This is a genomic window from Herbiconiux liangxiaofengii (assembly GCF_041927335.1).
Lineage (GTDB): Bacteria > Actinomycetota > Actinomycetes > Actinomycetales > Microbacteriaceae > Herbiconiux > Herbiconiux liangxiaofengii.
Genome location: NZ_JBHFHD010000015.1, coordinates 57197 through 73505, shown reverse-complemented (window position 1 = coordinate 73505; position 16309 = coordinate 57197). Strand labels below are relative to the sequence as shown.

The following is a 16309-nucleotide window of genomic DNA, read 5'->3' as shown; positions in this document are numbered from 1 at the left end:
TTCGTACCAAGTGGCCCGCCGCGTTCGCGCGACGGGCCACTTTTGCATGTCATACGATTGAATTTCGGTCAACGTCGGAATGGACGTCAGTGAGCAGCCAGAACCCCCCACAGCAATCGGGTAACAACCTCGATCCCTGGTACGACAACTATGCCGAGCGCACGGCCGGGCTGGCCGCCTCGGAGGTGCGGGCGTTGTTCGCCGTCGCATCCCGTCCGGAGGTGGTCTCCCTCGCCGGCGGAATGCCGGCGGTCTCCGCGCTGCCGCAGGAGTTGGTGATCGACTCGATGAACCGGGTGATGCGCGACCACGGATCCGTGGCGCTGCAGTACGGCTCCGGTCAGGGCGTACCGAAGCTCCGAGAGCAGATCCTCGACGTGATGGCCATGGAGGGCATCAGGGCGAGCGCCGACGATGTCGTGGTGACGACCGGTTCGCAGCACGCGCTCGAGCTGGTGTCGAAACTCTTCCTCGACCCCGGAGACGTGGTTCTGGCCGAGGGCCCGAGCTACGTCACGGCCGTGGTGATCTTCCGGTCGTTCCAGGCGCAGACCCATCACGTGGCGATGGACGAGCACGGAATGATCCCCGAGTCGTTGCGCGAGAACATCGCGCGCCTGCGGGCCGCCGGCAAGAAGATCAAGTTCCTCTACACGATCCCGTCGTTCCAGAACCCGGCCGGCGTCACCATGTCGTGGGAGCGCCGTCTCGAGGTGCTCCAGATCGCGAAAGAGAACGGCATCCTCGTTCTCGAAGACAATCCGTACGGCCTCCTGCACTTCGACGCGCCGCCGCCCCCCGCGCTGCGCTCGGTGGAGCAGGACGGCGTGATCTACCTCGGCACCTTCTCCAAGACGCTCGCGCCCGGCTTCCGGGTGGGGTGGGCGTTGGCACCGCACGCCATCCGCGAGAAGCTCATCCTCGCCAATGAGGCAGCTGTGCTCTCACCCAGCTCGTTCAATCAGATGATCATCTCGGAGTATCTCGACACCATCGACTGGCGTGCTCAGGTCGATCGCTTCCGCGGCGTCTACCGCGAGCGAAAAGAGGCGATGATCAGCGCTTTGAACGACTATCTGCCGAACCTCACGTGGACGGACCCCAACGGCGGTTTCTACGTGTGGCTCACGCTTCCCCCCTACCTCGACTCGAAGCAGATGCTGCCGCGCGCCGTGAAGGAACTGGTGGCCTACACGCCCGGCACGGCGTTCTACGCCGACGGCGGCGGGCACAACAACATCAGGTTGTCGTTCTGCTACCCGACCCCCGAGACCATCCGCACCGGCATCCGTCGTCTGCAGACCGTCATCAACGGGGAGATCGACCTGGTCGAGACGTTCTCGGCCACGGGTTCGCTGCCCACCACGCGCGACCGCAACTTCTCAGCACCGCCCCCGAACCTGGATTGAGCTCATGAGCGAAAAGACTCCTCGAACCGTCGTCGTGCTGGCAGGCGGCATCTCGCATGAACGCGATGTCTCGCTTCGCTCGGGCCGACGAGTGGCTGACAGCCTGGCCGAACGCGGTCACACCGTCGTCCTCCGCGATCCTGACGCAAACCTCCTGCAGTTCCTCGACGAGACGCGACCGGATGTCGTGTGGCCCGCTCTGCACGGTGCGAGCGGCGAAGACGGCGCCCTCCGCGCGTTGCTCGACGTCATCGGCGTGCCGTACGTGGGGTCGACGTCCGATCCGGCGCGGCTGGCCTGGAACAAGCCGACCGCCAAGGTGTTGGTGGAACGAGCGGGCCTCCGCACGCCCTCGTCGATCACGTTGCCCCGGGACACCTTCCGCGAACTGGGAGCCACCGAGGTTCTCTCGCGCGTGGTGGACTCTCTCGGCAGCGACCTCGTGGTCAAGCCGGCTCATGGCGGTTCAGCGCTCGGTGTCGGTGTGATCGAGTCTGCGGACGACCTTCCGCGTGCAGTGGTCGACGCCTACACCTACGGTGAGGTCGCGTTGATCGAGCAGCGCATCCGCGGCATCGAAGTGTCCATCGGCGTCGTCGATCTGGGGGAGGGGCCGGTCGTACTCCCCGCCGTCGAGATCGAGCCGCGCTCCGGCATCTACGGCTTCGAGGCCCGCTACAACGCCGGCGAGACCAGCTTCTTCACGCCGGCCCGGCTGGATGACGAGACCGCGCAGGCTGCCGGCGAGGCGGCGTTGCGAATTCACGAGGTGCTCGGCCTCCGCCACATCTCCCGGGTCGATCTCATGATCGATGCTGCCGGCACCCCGTGGTTCCTCGAAGTGAACGTGCTGCCCGGCCTGACGGAGACGTCGATGGTGCCGCAGGGCATCCTGGCCGCGGGCATGACCCTCGGGTCGGTGTACGAGACCCTGAGCGAGGTCGCCATCGCCGAGGCGGCCGCTTCGACGATGTAGGTCTTCCTACGACGAGGGGGACGATGTTTCACGTGAAACGTCGTCCCCTTCGTTTTGCCCAGACCGCCCGGTCCGGGTGGGCTCTATCGCTCAGACGAAGTGCGGGCCGCGCTTCCGAGCCGCCCCGAAACCCTCTTCACCCAACTCACTGAGGATGCGGTTCAGGTCTTCGATGGTGGCAAAGTCGATCACGATCTGACCCTTCGACCGGCCGAGGCTCACTCGAACCCTGGTGTTGAGACGATCACCCAACCGCTCACCGATCTCATCCAGGTGCCCTCGCTTCTGGCCGGCCGTGGTCTTGGCGCGTGCCTGCTTCGGAGCCGACGAGGCCAAGGCCTCCGCCGCCCGCACTGACAGATCTTCGTTCACGATCTTGTCGGCCAGCTTGGTCATGGCATCGACATCACCGACGGCAAGCACGGCCCGAGCGTGTCCGGCGCTCAGCACCCCCGACGCCACGCGGTTCTGAACCGCTTCAGGCAGACGCAGGAGCCTCAGGGTGTTCGTGATCTGTGGGCGTGACCGACCGATGCGCTCGGCCAGCTGGTCCTGCGTGATGCCGAAGTCCTCGATCATCTGCTGATACGCCGAGGCTTCTTCCAGCGGGTTCAGCTGCGAACGGTGCAGGTTCTCCAGGAGCGCATCGCGCAGCATGTCCTCATCGGCGGTGTTCTTGACCACCGCGGGGATGGTGTCGAGGCCCGCCTCCTTGGTGGCCCGGAGTCGCCGCTCACCCATGACGAGCTCGTACTGCTGCTCGGCACCCGGTTCGCGGGGGAGTTCACGAACCACGATGGGCTGCAGAACACCGATCTCCTTGACGGAGTGAACAAGCTCTGCGAGATCTGCGGCATCGAACACGCTACGCGGCTGCTTCGCGTTCGGCACGATGCTCGCCGGGTCGAGCTGCGCCAGACGCGCGCCCGGCACGGGAACCAGCGCCGACGCATCCGACGCCGCATCCCGACGCGGTGCGTCGAAGAAGACGTCCACCGGACGTGAGCCTTCCACCCGGGGCTCATCCGTGGGGATCAAGGCGCCGATGCCGCGACCGAGGCCGGTTCTCTTCTTAGTTGCCACTGTTCGGGGCTCCTCTTTCTGCGATTTCGGCGGCGGCCTCGAAGTACGAGACCGATCCGGGTGAACCAGGATCGAAGCCGATGACTGTCTGACCATAGCTCGGCGCCTCGGAGATGCGCACCGATCGGGGGATGATCGCTGCGAGCGTCTGCTCAGGGAAGTGTTTTCGGACATCCTCGGCCACCTGGAAGGCCAACCTCGTGCGACCGTCGTACATGGTGAGCAGGATCGTCGAGACCGCGAGAGTCGGATTCAGGTGGCGTTCGATCAAGCTGATGTTGTTGAGCAGCTGGCTCAGCCCCTCGAGCGCGTAGTACTCGCACTGGATCGGGATGAGGACCTCACGCGCGGCCACGAAGGCATTGATGGTGAGCAAGCCGAGTGACGGAGGACAGTCGATGAAGACGTAGTGGAATGGCTCCCCGGCCTCCTCCATCTCGGCGAGGAAACGGTCGAGTGCCCCACGCAGACGCTGCTCACGAGCCACCATGGGCACGAGCTCGATCTCCGCGCCGGCAAGATGGATGGTTGCCGGCAGGCAGAAGAGGTTCTCGGACTCCGGGCTCTGCTGAACGATGTCAGCCATCGAGCCGTCGTGCACGATGACGTCATAGACGCTCGCCTGGTCGCCGCGGTGCTCGACCCCGAGTGCGGTTGAGGCATTGCCCTGGGGGTCGAGATCGATCACGAGTACTCGCGCGCCCTCACGGGCCAGGGCGGCGGCCAGGTTGACGGTCGTGGTGGTCTTACCCACGCCGCCTTTCTGGTTCGCAACGGTGAGAACCCTGGTGCGGTGGGGGAGTGGGTACTCACGCTCGGCCAGGGCGCGTTTGCGCTGTGAGAGGTTCGCCAGTTCTCGGGCCAGCGGCGTCGACGCGTCGAAGGCGGTGGGATCACTGGTCATTCACTAAATCCTGTCGGTATGTTTCACGTGAAACATGGGGGAGCGAGAAGCCCGAACGGACGACTTCGATCGTATCGAACAACGCTGACACTCCTGACCATGAGGCTCCCACTCCTGAGCTGCCGAACGTTGTGTGGACGATCAACATGGTGAGTAGCCGGCCGCGAGCACCCGTCGATGAGACCCGCGTGCGATTCGGGACGGGTTCGAGCAGGGATGTCTCCCAGAGGTGGTGCAGAGACATCGCTGGTAGCAGAATCGTCGTTGTGCGATGCCTGGTGATTGCCGATCATGAGATTCCTGCGCGCGCCCCGCTGAAACTCGGTCCCGGCGACGTCGTGCAGGTTGGCGAACGTGATACGGAATGGCCTGCCTTCGTGTTCGTTAGAGCAGCGCAGGGGATGGGATGGGTTCCCTGGCGTCATCTCGATATCGATGGCTCGGTTGGTACTGTCCGCGTCGGATACGATACGACCGAGCTGCCGGTGTCCTCGGGTGAAGAGGTCGACGTCCTGGAAGATGATCCGCACAGCGGCTGGTCCTGGTGTCGAAACACTGATGGGAGTGAGGGGTGGATTCCTCACTGTGTGCTGGTCCCTGCATGACGCACCGTCTGTCACGGATCGGACTGCCCCCCGCGAACACCGACTATTAATTCGCCAGCCTCTCCCGACCTGCCCACCGGAGCCCCACCCGAGACATCAGACCAACGTCCTAGTTGCCGGAAACCCTCACGGCACTCGCGCGCGAATCACCCGGGTGACGTCGACTCCGAGGTCGGTACCCAGCTCGATCACTTCGACATCGACCAGACGGTACCTTCGGATCGCCTTCTCGGCCGCAGCGACCTCGGTGGCCGCTCCGGCACCCTTCATCAAGACCATCTCGCCGCCGGCGCGCAAGAGGGGAGCAGTCATCGGAACCAGCTTGCTGAACGCACTCACCGCTCGCGCCGTGATCTGGTCGAGTCGGCCCTTCGGGAACTCCTCCGCCCGAGCGCGCACCACCGTCACGTTCGACAGCTCCAGGAGCGCCTTCTGCTCCTCAAGCCACGAGATTCGGCGCTCCATCGGCTCGATCAGCACGAAGTCGACGTCGGGGCGGGCGATCGCCAAGACGATCCCCGGGAGACCGGCGCCGCTACCGATGTCGCCCACAGTGCCCGGTCGAAGCAGGGGCGCCACCAGACCGCAATTCACCACGTGGCGACTCCAGATGCGGGTCAGCTCGACCGGCCCGATGAGACCGAGCTCTTCTCCTCGGCGAACGAGATCGTCGGTGTACAGCCGTGCCAGGTCGATACGATCGCCGAACACCTGCGCCGCAACGAGCGGCTCAGCCTCCGGCAGTGGGGGAGTGGCGGAGGGCTCAACCCCGGCGGCGGACTGTCCTCGGTCGGTCGTCATGCTGCACGCTCCACCAGGGCGATGAGCGACCCGAAAGCGTTGCCCGGCCTGTCGGTAGACCACCGACGTTTCACGTGAAACATTCCCATTGCCGCGTCAGCCGCGCGAGATGACCGTGTGCCGGTCTCGTCCTTCACCTTCGGACTCCGACGTGAACCCACGGTCGGCCACGATGTCGTGCACCAGCTTGCGCTCATATGACGACATGGGCTCGAGATGTGCTGCAGCCTCACCGGATTCGATCCGGGCGATAGCGCTGTCGACCAGCGTCTCCAGTTCACGCTGACGACGTTCCCGGCTGCCACCGACGTCGAGGATGAGTCGCGAGAACTCGCCCGACTTCGTCTGCACTGCGAGGCGCGTGAGCTCCTGGAGCGCAGCCACCGTGTCGGGGCTCGACAGGATGCGCAGGTTGCTGTCGCCCGAGGCATTCACCGAGATGTAGGCGCGACCGTCGGTCACCTCGATGTCGATGTCTCCGTCGAGGTCGCAGATGTCGAGGAGTTCCTCGATGTAGTCGGCTGCCACGTCGCCTTCGTCGACCGACGAAGCAGCCGAGGCGGAATCGGAGTCGAGGTCGACATCGGAAGCAGCAGTGACGCCACCCGCCTCGAGGGGCAGCTCGATGGGGGAGTCGCCGTCGACCCGTGCCTCAGTCGTCTCGGTCACATCGCTCATTTCTTGTCACCCTGCTTCTTGGCCCGGTTCTTGCTCACGGGCTGCTGACGTTGCGTGGTCTTCGGGGCCTCGGGGATCGTCTCGATGGCCGGAGCACCCTTGGTGGGCTCGAGCTTGCCCTTCTTGGCCAGGCGGGCCTCGCGGGCCTTCGCCGCTTCAGAGCCCGGGGTCGGCATGTTGCGGATGACGAGGAACTGCTGACCCATGGTCCAGAAGTTCGAGGTGAGCCAGTAGAACATGACACCGAGCGGGAACGCGACGCCCGAGAACACGAACACCAGCGGCAGGATGTAGAGCAGAACCCGCTGCTGGCGGTACATCGGGCTCGCCTTGGCCTCGGGGGACTGGTTCTTCGCCATGATCTGCAGCTGCGTGTAGAACTGCGACGCCGTCATCAGAACCACCATCAGGCCGGCGATGAGCATGACCTCCCACGGGCCACCCGCGTTGAAGGCGCCGATGAACGTGTCGTGCAGGGGAGCGACTCCGAAGAGCGTGGCGTCACCGAACTGCTTGCCGAGGTCGGCATTGAGCGGGCCGACGCCGGCCTGACCCTTCTGGGCGTTGTTCAGCACCGAGAAGAGGCTGAAGAAGATGGGCATCTGCAGGAGCAACGGCAGGCACGACGAGAGCGGGTTGGTGCCGGTCTTGCGGTAGAGCTCCATCGTCTCGCGCGACATCGCCTCCCGCGAGAACTGGTCTTTCTTGCCGCGGTACTTGTCCTGGATCTTCTTGAGCTGTGGCGCGACCTCGAGCATCTTGCGCTGGCTCTTGATCTGACGCACGAAGATCGGGATGAGGGCGGCACGCACGACGATCACGAGACCGACGATCGACAGCACCCACGTGAGCCCGGCCGCCGGATCGAGGCCCACGGCGGTCCACAGCCAGTGCCAGGCGACCAGGATCAGCTCCACGACCCATTTGATGGGCCAGAGGATGGTATCGATGAAGGGGATTTCCATGGGTGGCGTTAGCCCTTTCCGTGGCTAGCTGGTACGACGAAACCAAATGACGTGAGCCGGTATCGCTGCCGGCGCACGGGCGGCACATCATCGACGCCGCCCTTGGCCCAGGGGTGGCAGCGCGCGATGCGATAGACACCCATCGCCGAACCGACGATGAGCCCTCGCTGCTGGATGGCCTGGAGCGTGTAGGAGGAGCACGACGGGTAGTACCGGCAGACGTCTCCATAGAGTGGAGAGATCACCGCACGGTAGCCGCGAAGCAGGAGCACCGCGAGATTGCGGGGGAGAAGTACTATCGCTGTCACCACTGACATCATGCGAGTACTGATCCTTTGGTGAGAGAACGCGATAGTTCTTCGAAGAGTACGCCGTAAGGCTGGGATGCAGCTTCGGGAAGAGCCCGGATCACGATGTCGGTGCCGGCCGGAATCGAGGGCAGCAGAGCGAAGCAGGCTGCCTTGAGGCGGCGGCGCACACGGTTGCGCACCACGGCGACTCCGACCGATTTTGCGACGATGAAGCCGAAACGCGCATCCGACGACGAATCATCGGATGCGCGAATGTAGGTGACGGTGCTCGGGCCCGCGTACTTCTTGCCGCGTCGCACAGTGGTGCGGTAGTCACCGCCCTGCGTGATGCGATTGCCCTTGGCCAGCACCGCGGTGGGGAGACTACGCGGAGAGTTCGGTACGACCCTTGCGGCGACGAGCCGACAGGATCGATCGGCCGGCACGGGTGCGCATGCGCAGACGGAAGCCGTGCACCTTGGCGCGACGACGGTTGTTCGGCTGGAAGGTTCGCTTGCTCATAATGATCTCCGGGTGCGGCGGGCGTCCTGGTGATCGCCCGACTGAAGTAAGGGGTGTGGCACAAACCACACAAGTCAACTGACTAAATCTACGACCTAGAAGTCTGCGGGTCAAATGGCAGCGGGCAAAGAATCAATTATCCCCACCCTGTGGACAAAATCTGTGTAGGACACGCGACCCGTCAATACAGCAAACTTGCCCTTGATCGTGGCAGTAGCTAGCTTAGTTGCCTACAGTTACTAACAGCCGCCGCGGGGGCGCCGAGCGGGCGGCAACGGTGGCCTCGTCGAACACAACGGTTCGGCCTGATGACGATGTTCGACAGGAGTCTTCCTTGGCAAACGGTGCTGCTTCGACAGAGGAGAACTGGCGAACGGTTCTCGAAGCGCTGTCGACGGATGAGCGCATCACCCCGCAACTGAAGGGTTTCCTCGGTCTCGTCGTCCCGAAGGGGATTCTGGGCGGCTCCTTCTACCTCGAAGTGCCCAACGACTTCACCCGCGACATGCTCGAGCAGCGGGTGCGCCCCTCCCTTCTCTCGGCCCTGGGCAGGCTCGACGCGCGGCTCGCGGTGTCGAACTTCTCGGTGGTGGTGAACCCCGACGTCGACGACTATCCGCAGAACGACAGCGAGACCGCGGGCGCCACCGCCGGCTCTGAGGTTCCCGGCATCCCGGCCACCGCGGGCACCCCCCTCGGAACCTCCGCGTACGCCGAGTCGATCCCGCCTGCTGTTCAGGAGACCGTCGGCCCGGCTCGGAACAACGACACGCGCCTGAACCCGAAGTACAGCTTCGACAACTTCGTGATCGGGGGCTCGAACCGCTTCGCCCATGCCGCCGCGGTCGCCGTGGCCGAGGCGCCGGCCAAGGCCTACAACCCGCTCTTCATCTATGGCGACTCCGGCCTGGGCAAGACCCACCTGCTGCATGCCATCGGCCACTACGCCATCAGCCTGTATCCAGGCGTGCGGGTGAGGTACGTCAGCTCCGAGGAGTTCACCAACGACTTCATCAACTCGATCGCGAACAACCGGGGGGCTGCGTTCCACTCGCGCTACCGCGACATCGATCTGCTGCTGATCGACGACATCCAGTTCCTGCAGGGCAAGGCGGAGACGCAGGAAGCCTTCTTCCACACCTTCAACACCCTGCACGACCACAACAAGCAGGTCGTGATCACCTCCGACCTGCCGCCGAAGCACCTCACCGGCTTCGAAGACCGGATGCGCACCCGCTTCGAGTGGGGCCTGATCACCGACGTGCAGACGCCCGACCTCGAGACGCGCATCGCCATTCTGCGCAAGAAGGCGCAGAGCGAGCGACTGCGGGTGCCCGACGACATCCTCGAGTTCATGGCCACCAAGGTGTCGAGCAACGTGCGCGAACTCGAGGGCACCCTCATCCGCGTCACCGCGTTCGCGAGCCTGAACCGCACCCCGGTCGACATGCAGCTCGTGCAGACCGTCTTGAAAGACCTCATCACCCTCGACGACGACAACGTCATCGCGCCGGTCGACATCATCAACCACACGGCGGAGTACTTCAAGCTCTCCGTCGACGACCTGTACGGCTCGAGCCGCTCCCAGGCCATCGCCACCGCGCGACAGATCGCGATGTACCTCTGCCGGGAGATGACGAGCCTCTCCCTGCCGAAGATCGGGCAGCTCTTCGGCGGCCGCGACCACACCACGGTCATGTACGCCAACAACAAGATCGGCAAGCTCATGACGGAGAAGCGGTCGATCTACAACCAGGTCACCGAGATCTCCAACCGCATCAAACACCAGCAGCGCTACAAGAGCGCCTGAGGGTGACCTGGCCGAGTTCTCCACAGATTGTGAAATGGGTGTGGAGAACCGCCCCCACGATGTTGATCGATCGCGGTCGTGTGTGGAATCGTTCGCATCCGGTTCAGACCGCGGTCATTGCGATGAACATGTCATTCACACTCCGCTGACAAGTCACATGCGTGTAGTTCGCCTGCATCACGCGCTTTAAACAGACTTATCCACATATCCACAGACGTTAAGACTGTTAAGAATCCTTCATTAATGAAAATCACATCCCACAACCTTGTGATGCAGCCGGGCCGAATCACAGGTCTCCGCCGTCATCGCCCCATCCCGATAGCATTGAGCGACCCCAGGTCTCTTATGCCGACAGAGGTGACTGCGTGAAGTTCCAAGTAAACCGAGACGTCTTCAGCGAAGCAGTGTCGTTCGCGGTGAAGCTGCTGCCTCAGCGCACGACGCTGCCCATCCTGAGCGGTGTGCTGATCGAGACGACGGATGACGGGCTCCGGCTCTCCTCGTTCGACTACGAGGTCTCTGCACAGACGCAGATCACCGCCGATGTCGAAGAACCGGGCGTCATCCTGGTGTCGGGCCGCCTGCTCTCGGACATCGCGAACCGGCTCCCGAATGCCCCCGTGCGTTTCAGCACCGAGGACTCCCGCATCGTGGTGAGCTGCGGCTCGGCCCGCTTCACCCTGCTGAGCATGCCCGTGGAGGAATACCCCACGCTGCCCCAGGTGGGTGCGGAGTCGGGCCTGCTGCCGGCCGAGCAGTTCGCCGCGGCCGTGTCTCAGGTGGCCGTCGCCGCCTCGCGCGACGACGTGACGCCTGTGATCACCGGCGTGCAGCTCGAGGTGAGCGAGAACAGCATCTCCCTCGTGGCGACCGACCGTTACCGCGTGGCCGTGCGCAACATCGACTGGGATTCCAACGACTCGGGCACCACCACGGCGACCGCCCTCGTTCCGGCTCGCACCCTGCAGGAGGTGGGCAAGACCTTCGGTAACGCCGGCACCATCTCCGTGGCGATCACCAACTCCGACGACCGTGAGCTCATCGCGTTCAAGAGCGACAAGAAGACCGTGACCACGTTGCTCATCAAGGGTAATTTCCCCCCGGTGAAGCGCCTGTTCCCCGAAAGCGTCGACAACTACGCGGTGATCAACACCGCCGACCTGATCGAGGCCACCAAGCGCGTGAGCCTCGTACTCGAGCGCGAGGCCGCGCTCCGCTTCACCTTCACGATCGACGGCGTCACCCTCGAGGCCATCGGCTCGGAGCAGGCTCAGGCCTCCGAATCGATCGACGCGCTGCTCACCGGCAGCGACACGGTCGTCTCGCTGAAGCCCCAATTCCTGCTCGACGGGCTGAGCGCGGTGCACTCGGAGTTCGTGCGCATCTCGTTCACCAAGACCGACAACCCGAACAAGCCGGGCCCGGTGCTCATCACGAGCCAGTCGTCGAAGGACCAGCCGGGTTCCGACGACTACAAGTACCTGCTGCAGCCCAATCTGCTGCTGCGCTGATCGCGCCGCAGCATCCGGCTCAGACAGCCACCACCACGAACGCTTCACCGCAGACACAGAAGGAGACGGCCATGGAGATCGGCCTCATCGGACTCGGCAAGATGGGCAACAACATGCGTGCCCGCCTGAAGAAGGGCGGCGTTGGCGTCGTGGGCTACGACACCAACCCCGCCGTGAGCGACGTGCCCGACCTGGCCGCGCTCGCCGCCGCTCTGCCGGCCCCTCGCGTGGTGTGGGTGATGGTGCCGGCCGGCGCGATCACCGATTCGGTCATCAACGACCTCGCTGCGGTTCTCGACGAGGGCGACCTCATCATCGACGGCGGCAACTCCAAGTGGACCGAGGACTTCAAGCACTCCGAGCTGCTCACCCCGAAGGGCATCCAGTTCATGGACGTCGGAGTCTCGGGCGGCGTCTGGGGCCTCGAGAACGGCTACGGCCTGATGGTGGGCGGCACGACCGAGATGGTCGAGCGCGCCATGCCCGTCTTCGACGCACTCCGCCCCGAGGGCCCGCGCGACGAGGGCTTCGTGCACGTGGGCGAGGTCGGCGCCGGCCACTACGCCAAGATGGTGCACAACGGCATCGAGTACGGGATGATGCAGGCCTACGCCGAGGGCTACGAGCTGCTCGACGCCAAGAAGGACATCATCAAAGACGTCACGGGCACCTTCAAGGCCTGGCAGCGCGGAACGGTCGTGCGCTCCTGGCTGCTCGACCTCCTCGTGCGCGCCCTCGAGGCCGACCCGGAGTTCAAGGACATCCAGGGCTACGTGCAGGACTCGGGCGAGGGACGCTGGACCCTTGAAGAGGCCATCGAGAACGCCGTGCCCATGCCTGCCATCAGCGCGGCCATCTTCGCCCGCTTCGTCTCGCGCCAGGAGGACTCGCCCTCGATGAAGGCCGTCGCCGCCCTGCGCAACCAGTTCGGCGGCCACGCGGTCAAAGAGCTCGACTGAGCTGACACCACCGGTCTTGTTCGTTCGACACCTCAGCCTCACCGACTTCCGCAACTACCGCACCGCGGAGGTCGCGCTCGAACCGGGTGCGAACCTGTTCGTGGGCCGGAACGGGCAGGGCAAGACCAACCTCGTCGAGTCGCTGGCGTACCTCAGCACGCTCGGCTCCCACCGGGTCTCGACCGATCAGGCCCTCATCCGCGCGGGTGAGGATGCCGCGATCGTGCGGGCCCGGTTGGAGCACGACGGCCGGGAACTCCTCGTCGAACTGCAGCTCAATCGATCGGGCGCGAACCGGGCGCAGGTGAACCGCGCAGCCATCAAGCCGCGCGAACTGCCGCGCTACATTTCGACCGTGCTGTTCGCTCCCGAGGACCTGGCGCTGATCCGAGGGGAACCCTCCACTCGGCGTCGATTCGTGGATGCGCTCCTCGGCGCGAAGACCCCGCGCCTGCTGGGCGTGTTCAGCGACTACGAGCGCGTGCTCAAGCAGCGCAACGCGCTGCTCAAGTCGGCCAGGGCCTCGGGCTTGAAGGACGCCAAGCTGAGCACGCTCGAGCTGTGGAACGAGCGGCTCGTGGAGCTGGGCTCGGAGATCATGCTCGAGCGCCTCGCCATCGTGGCGGCCCTCGGCCCGTTCGTGCGGGAGGCGTACCAGGCGGTGGCGGGCTCGGATCAGGAGCCGACGCTCGACGTGGTGCTGAGTGTCCTGGCCGAGCATCCCGATGCCGACGGTGACGAGCAGCCCGACCGTGCCCCCACCGCCGACCTCGGCCGTGAGCAGCTGGCGGATGCGTTCCGGGCGGCCCTGGAGCGCGTCGCCCGGGCCGAGCGCGATCGCGGCATCACGCTCTGCGGGCCCCACCGCGACGACGTGCTCTTCCGCCTGAACGCGTTGCCCGCCAAGGGGTACGCCAGCCACGGCGAGTCGTGGTCGTTCGCCCTCGCCCTGAAGCTGGCCTGTGCCGAACTGCTGCGGGCCGACTCGTCGACCGGCGATCCCGTCGTGATCCTCGACGACGTGTTCGCCGAACTCGACCAGCGCCGCCGGGGGCGATTGGCGGATGCGGTGAAGGACTACGAGCAGGTTTTGATCACCGCCGCCGTGTTCGAGGATATCCCCGCCGAACTCACCGCCCACACCGTGCGCATCGAGGCCGGCACCATCGTGGAGCCGGCGGCATGACCGAGTCGCAGGACGTCTACCTCCGCCTCAAGGCGGCATTCGGCGATCCGAGCTCGCGGGCGGCGCGCTGGCGCGAGAAGAAGACGCGGAACCGCGGCGACGACGAGGCGAGCGTGCCCTACGGCGTCGGTCGCGATCCGAAAGGCCTCGGAGACGTGATGTCGGGCCTGTCGAACGAGCTGGGCTGGAGCTCGTCGCTGGCGAAGTCCGACCTGCTGCTCGCCTGGACCGAGATCGCCGGGCCCGAGACCGCGGAGCACAGCCGGCCCATCGGCATCACCGACTCCGTGCTCACGGTGCAGTGCGACTCGACGGCCTGGGCCACGCAGCTCCGGCACATGCGGGTGCTCATCATGACGACGATCGCCCAGAGGTTTCCGGAAGCGGGCATCGAGTCGATCCGGTTTGAGGCCCCCCACGCTCCATCCTGGAAACGAGGCTCCAGATCGATTCCAGGGCGGGGCCCTCGCGATACCTACGGTTGAGAAGGCAAATATGGTCATGCCCTCAGAGAAATCTCGTCTACGGGGCGTCTGACGCTTTATTCCCATCCTCGATTTGATAGAATTAAGGGTCGTCTGCCCGGCCGTTGGGTCGACACACTGAGGAGCCCATTTCCATATGTCTGAATCGGACAAGGTCCACCCTGACAACGAGTACGGCGCCGACCAGATCCAGGTTCTCGAGGGCCTCGAAGCGGTGCGCAAGCGCCCCGGCATGTACATCGGCTCGACGGGTCCGCGCGGTCTGCATCATCTGGTCTACGAGATCGTCGACAACTCGGTCGACGAGGCACTCGCCGGCTACGCCACGCACATCGAAGTCGTCATGCGGAAAGACGGCGGCATCACCGTCACCGACAACGGTCGCGGCATCCCCGTCGACATCCACCCGGTCGAGAAGAAGTCGACCGTGGAGGTGGTGCTGACGATTCTGCACGCCGGTGGAAAGTTCGGCGGTGGCGGCTATGCGGTCTCGGGCGGTCTGCACGGCGTGGGCTCATCCGTCGTCAACGCGCTGAGTCGCGAGCTCGACGTCGAGGTGCGCCGCCAGGGCAGCGTGTACCGGCAGAGCTACAAGATCGGCGTGCCGCAGGCTCCGCTGGAGAAGGGCGAGTCGACCACCGAGACCGGAACGCGCATCACGTTCTGGCCGAGCACCGACATCTTCGAGACCGTCGAGTTCGACTACGAGACGCTCCGCGCGCGGTTCCAGCAGATGGCCTTCCTGAACAAGGGCCTCGCCATCAAGCTCACCGACGAGCGCGGCGGCGAGTCGGGCGAGGAGGAGGAGACCACGGTCACCTACCTCTACGAGAACGGCCTGAAGGACTACGTCGAGTACCTCAACCGCTCGAAGAAGGCCGATCTCGTGAACGAGGAGATCATCTCGTTCGAGCAGGAGGACACCGAGCGCAAGATCGCGCTCGAAGTGGCCATGCAGTGGACGACGGGCTACACCGAGAGCGTCCACACCTACGCCAACACCATCAACACCCACGAGGGCGGCACCCACGAAGAGGGTTTCCGCGCCGCGCTCACCACGCTGGTGAACAAGTACGCGCGCGAGAAGAACATCATCAAGGAGAAGGACGACAACCTCTCCGGCGACGACGTGCGTGAAGGCCTCACCGCCGTGATCTCGATCAAGCTCGCCGAGCCGCAGTTCGAAGGCCAGACGAAGACCAAGCTCGGCAACACCGAGGCGAAGGCCTTCGTGCAGCGCGTGGTAGGCACCGAGCTCACCGACTGGTTCGATCGCAACCCGGTTCAGGCGCGCGACATCATCCGTAAGGCCATCCAGGCCTCGCAGGCCCGATTGGCCGCCCGCAAGGCCCGTGAGCAGACCCGTCGCAAGGGCCTGCTCGAGGGCGGTGGGATGCCCGGCAAGCTGAAGGACTGCTCCAGCCGCGACCCCGCGAAGAGCGAGATCTTCATCGTGGAGGGCGACTCGGCCGGCGGTTCGGCCATCCAGGGCCGCAACCCCGAGACCCAGGCCATCCTGCCCTTGCGCGGAAAGATCCTGAACGTCGAGAAGGCCCGGCTCGACCGCGCGCTCGGCAATGCGGAGGTGCAGGCGATGATCACCGCGTTCGGCGCCGGCATCGGCGAGGACTTCAACCCCGAGAAGGCCCGGTACCACAAGATCGTGCTGATGGCGGATGCCGATGTCGACGGCCAGCACATCACCACCCTGTTGCTCACCCTGGTGTTCCGCTACATGCGGCCGCTGATCGAGCTCGGCTACGTCTACCTCGCGATGCCGCCGCTCTATCGCCTGAAGTGGTCGAACTCGCCCGACGAGTACGTCTACACGGATGCGGAGCGCGACGCGCTCCTCGTCGACGGCCAGGCGGCCGGCAAGCGGATGCCCAAGGAGAACGGCATCCAGCGCTACAAGGGCCTCGGCGAGATGGACTACCGCGAGCTCTGGGACACCACGATGGACCCGGACACCCGCACCCTCCGCCAGATCACCCTCGACGACGCGGCCGCGGCCGACGAGATCTTCTCCACCCTGATGGGCGAAGACGTCGAGTCCCGCCGCAACTTCATCCAGAAGAACGCCAAAGACGTGCGTTTCCTGGACATCTGACCTCGAGATCGAGAC

The 16309-nt window shown here is 64.9% G+C and carries 17 protein-coding genes; 9 read left to right on the top strand and 8 right to left on the bottom strand.

The window, feature by feature from the left end; all coding sequences use genetic code 11:
* Window positions 1-89 precede the first annotated feature (89 nt).
* Together ACEXOR_RS15735 and ACEXOR_RS15730 are read left to right on the top strand one after the other, a co-directional pair.
* The gene (locus ACEXOR_RS15735; RefSeq protein WP_374850667.1) at window positions 90-1409 is read left to right on the top strand and encodes an aminotransferase-like domain-containing protein; all 1320 of its coding nucleotides are present in this window, start codon (window positions 90-92) and stop codon (window positions 1407-1409) included.
* A 4-nt stretch (window positions 1410-1413) separates the two neighbouring features.
* Complete coding sequence (locus tag ACEXOR_RS15730) at window positions 1414-2385, top strand: D-alanine--D-alanine ligase family protein (RefSeq protein ID WP_374850666.1); 972 nt, start codon at window positions 1414-1416, stop codon at window positions 2383-2385.
* Between the two features lie 90 nt (window positions 2386-2475).
* Here ACEXOR_RS15730 and ACEXOR_RS15725 read toward each other — a convergent pair whose 3' ends face one another.
* Together ACEXOR_RS15725 and ACEXOR_RS15720 are read right to left on the bottom strand one after the other, a co-directional pair.
* A complete protein-coding gene (locus ACEXOR_RS15725; RefSeq protein ID WP_374850665.1) occupies window positions 2476-3468 on the bottom strand; it encodes a ParB/RepB/Spo0J family partition protein in 993 nt (330 codons plus the stop codon).
* A complete protein-coding gene (locus ACEXOR_RS15720; protein ID WP_374850664.1) occupies window positions 3458-4372 on the bottom strand; it encodes a ParA family protein in 915 nt (304 codons plus the stop codon). Before ACEXOR_RS15720 ends, ACEXOR_RS15725 begins: the two co-directional genes overlap by 11 nt.
* A gap of 146 nt (window positions 4373-4518) precedes the next feature.
* On the opposite strand from ACEXOR_RS15720, the gene ACEXOR_RS15715 reads away from it, so the two are divergent.
* Window positions 4519-4977 carry an SH3 domain-containing protein gene (locus ACEXOR_RS15715; protein WP_374850663.1) on the top strand — a complete coding sequence of 153 codons (459 nt, stop codon included), beginning with the start codon at window positions 4519-4521 and terminating at the stop codon, window positions 4975-4977.
* 126 nt (window positions 4978-5103) lie between these two features.
* On the opposite strand, the gene rsmG is transcribed toward ACEXOR_RS15715, so the two are convergent.
* Genes rsmG through rpmH form a run of 6 tightly spaced genes read right to left on the bottom strand, consistent with a single transcriptional unit; the run spans window position 5104 to window position 8233 of the window.
* Window positions 5104-5841, bottom strand: a complete 738-nt coding sequence (gene rsmG / locus ACEXOR_RS15710) for a 16S rRNA (guanine(527)-N(7))-methyltransferase RsmG (protein WP_374850662.1) — start codon at window positions 5839-5841, stop codon at window positions 5104-5106.
* A gap of 33 nt (window positions 5842-5874) precedes the next feature.
* The gene (locus ACEXOR_RS15705; RefSeq protein ID WP_374850661.1) at window positions 5875-6456 is read right to left on the bottom strand and encodes a Jag family protein; all 582 of its coding nucleotides are present in this window, start codon (window positions 6454-6456) and stop codon (window positions 5875-5877) included.
* Entirely contained in the window at window positions 6453-7415 is a 963-nt protein-coding gene (gene yidC, locus ACEXOR_RS15700) for a membrane protein insertase YidC (RefSeq protein ID WP_374850777.1), read from the bottom strand. Before yidC ends, ACEXOR_RS15705 begins: the two co-directional genes overlap by 4 nt.
* A gap of 14 nt (window positions 7416-7429) precedes the next feature.
* Window positions 7430-7738: a membrane protein insertion efficiency factor YidD gene (yidD, locus tag ACEXOR_RS15695; RefSeq protein WP_374850775.1), complete on the bottom strand. Its 309-nt coding sequence runs from the start codon at window positions 7736-7738 to the stop codon at window positions 7430-7432.
* Window positions 7738-8082: a ribonuclease P protein component gene (gene rnpA, locus ACEXOR_RS15690; protein WP_374850660.1), complete on the bottom strand. Its 345-nt coding sequence runs from the start codon at window positions 8080-8082 to the stop codon at window positions 7738-7740. The genes yidD and rnpA overlap by 1 nt, the downstream gene beginning before the upstream one ends.
* Before the next feature lie 13 nt (window positions 8083-8095).
* A complete protein-coding gene (rpmH, locus tag ACEXOR_RS15685; protein WP_055810406.1) occupies window positions 8096-8233 on the bottom strand; it encodes a 50S ribosomal protein L34 in 138 nt (45 codons plus the stop codon).
* A gap of 334 nt (window positions 8234-8567) precedes the next feature.
* Here rpmH and dnaA point away from each other — a divergent pair, with 334 nt between their 5' ends.
* The 6 genes from dnaA (at window position 8568) to gyrB (ending at window position 16294) form a co-directional block, all read left to right on the top strand.
* Entirely contained in the window at window positions 8568-10043 is a 1476-nt protein-coding gene (dnaA, locus tag ACEXOR_RS15680; protein ID WP_374850659.1) for a chromosomal replication initiator protein DnaA, read from the top strand.
* A 365-nt stretch (window positions 10044-10408) separates the two neighbouring features.
* Window positions 10409-11554, top strand: coding sequence for a DNA polymerase III subunit beta (dnaN, locus tag ACEXOR_RS15675; RefSeq protein WP_374850658.1), 1146 nt, complete (start codon window positions 10409-10411; stop codon window positions 11552-11554).
* Window positions 11555-11625: 71 nt separating this feature from the next.
* The gene (gene gnd, locus ACEXOR_RS15670; RefSeq protein WP_374850657.1) at window positions 11626-12513 is read left to right on the top strand and encodes a phosphogluconate dehydrogenase (NAD(+)-dependent, decarboxylating); all 888 of its coding nucleotides are present in this window, start codon (window positions 11626-11628) and stop codon (window positions 12511-12513) included.
* A gap of 16 nt (window positions 12514-12529) precedes the next feature.
* Entirely contained in the window at window positions 12530-13699 is a 1170-nt protein-coding gene (gene recF, locus ACEXOR_RS15665) for a DNA replication/repair protein RecF (protein ID WP_374850656.1), read from the top strand.
* Window positions 13696-14184: a DciA family protein gene (locus ACEXOR_RS15660; protein ID WP_374850655.1), complete on the top strand. Its 489-nt coding sequence runs from the start codon at window positions 13696-13698 to the stop codon at window positions 14182-14184. The genes recF and ACEXOR_RS15660 overlap by 4 nt, the downstream gene beginning before the upstream one ends.
* Before the next feature lie 136 nt (window positions 14185-14320).
* Window positions 14321-16294, top strand: coding sequence for a DNA topoisomerase (ATP-hydrolyzing) subunit B (gene gyrB, locus ACEXOR_RS15655; protein WP_374850654.1), 1974 nt, complete (start codon window positions 14321-14323; stop codon window positions 16292-16294).
* Window positions 16295-16309: the final 15 nt, after the last annotated feature.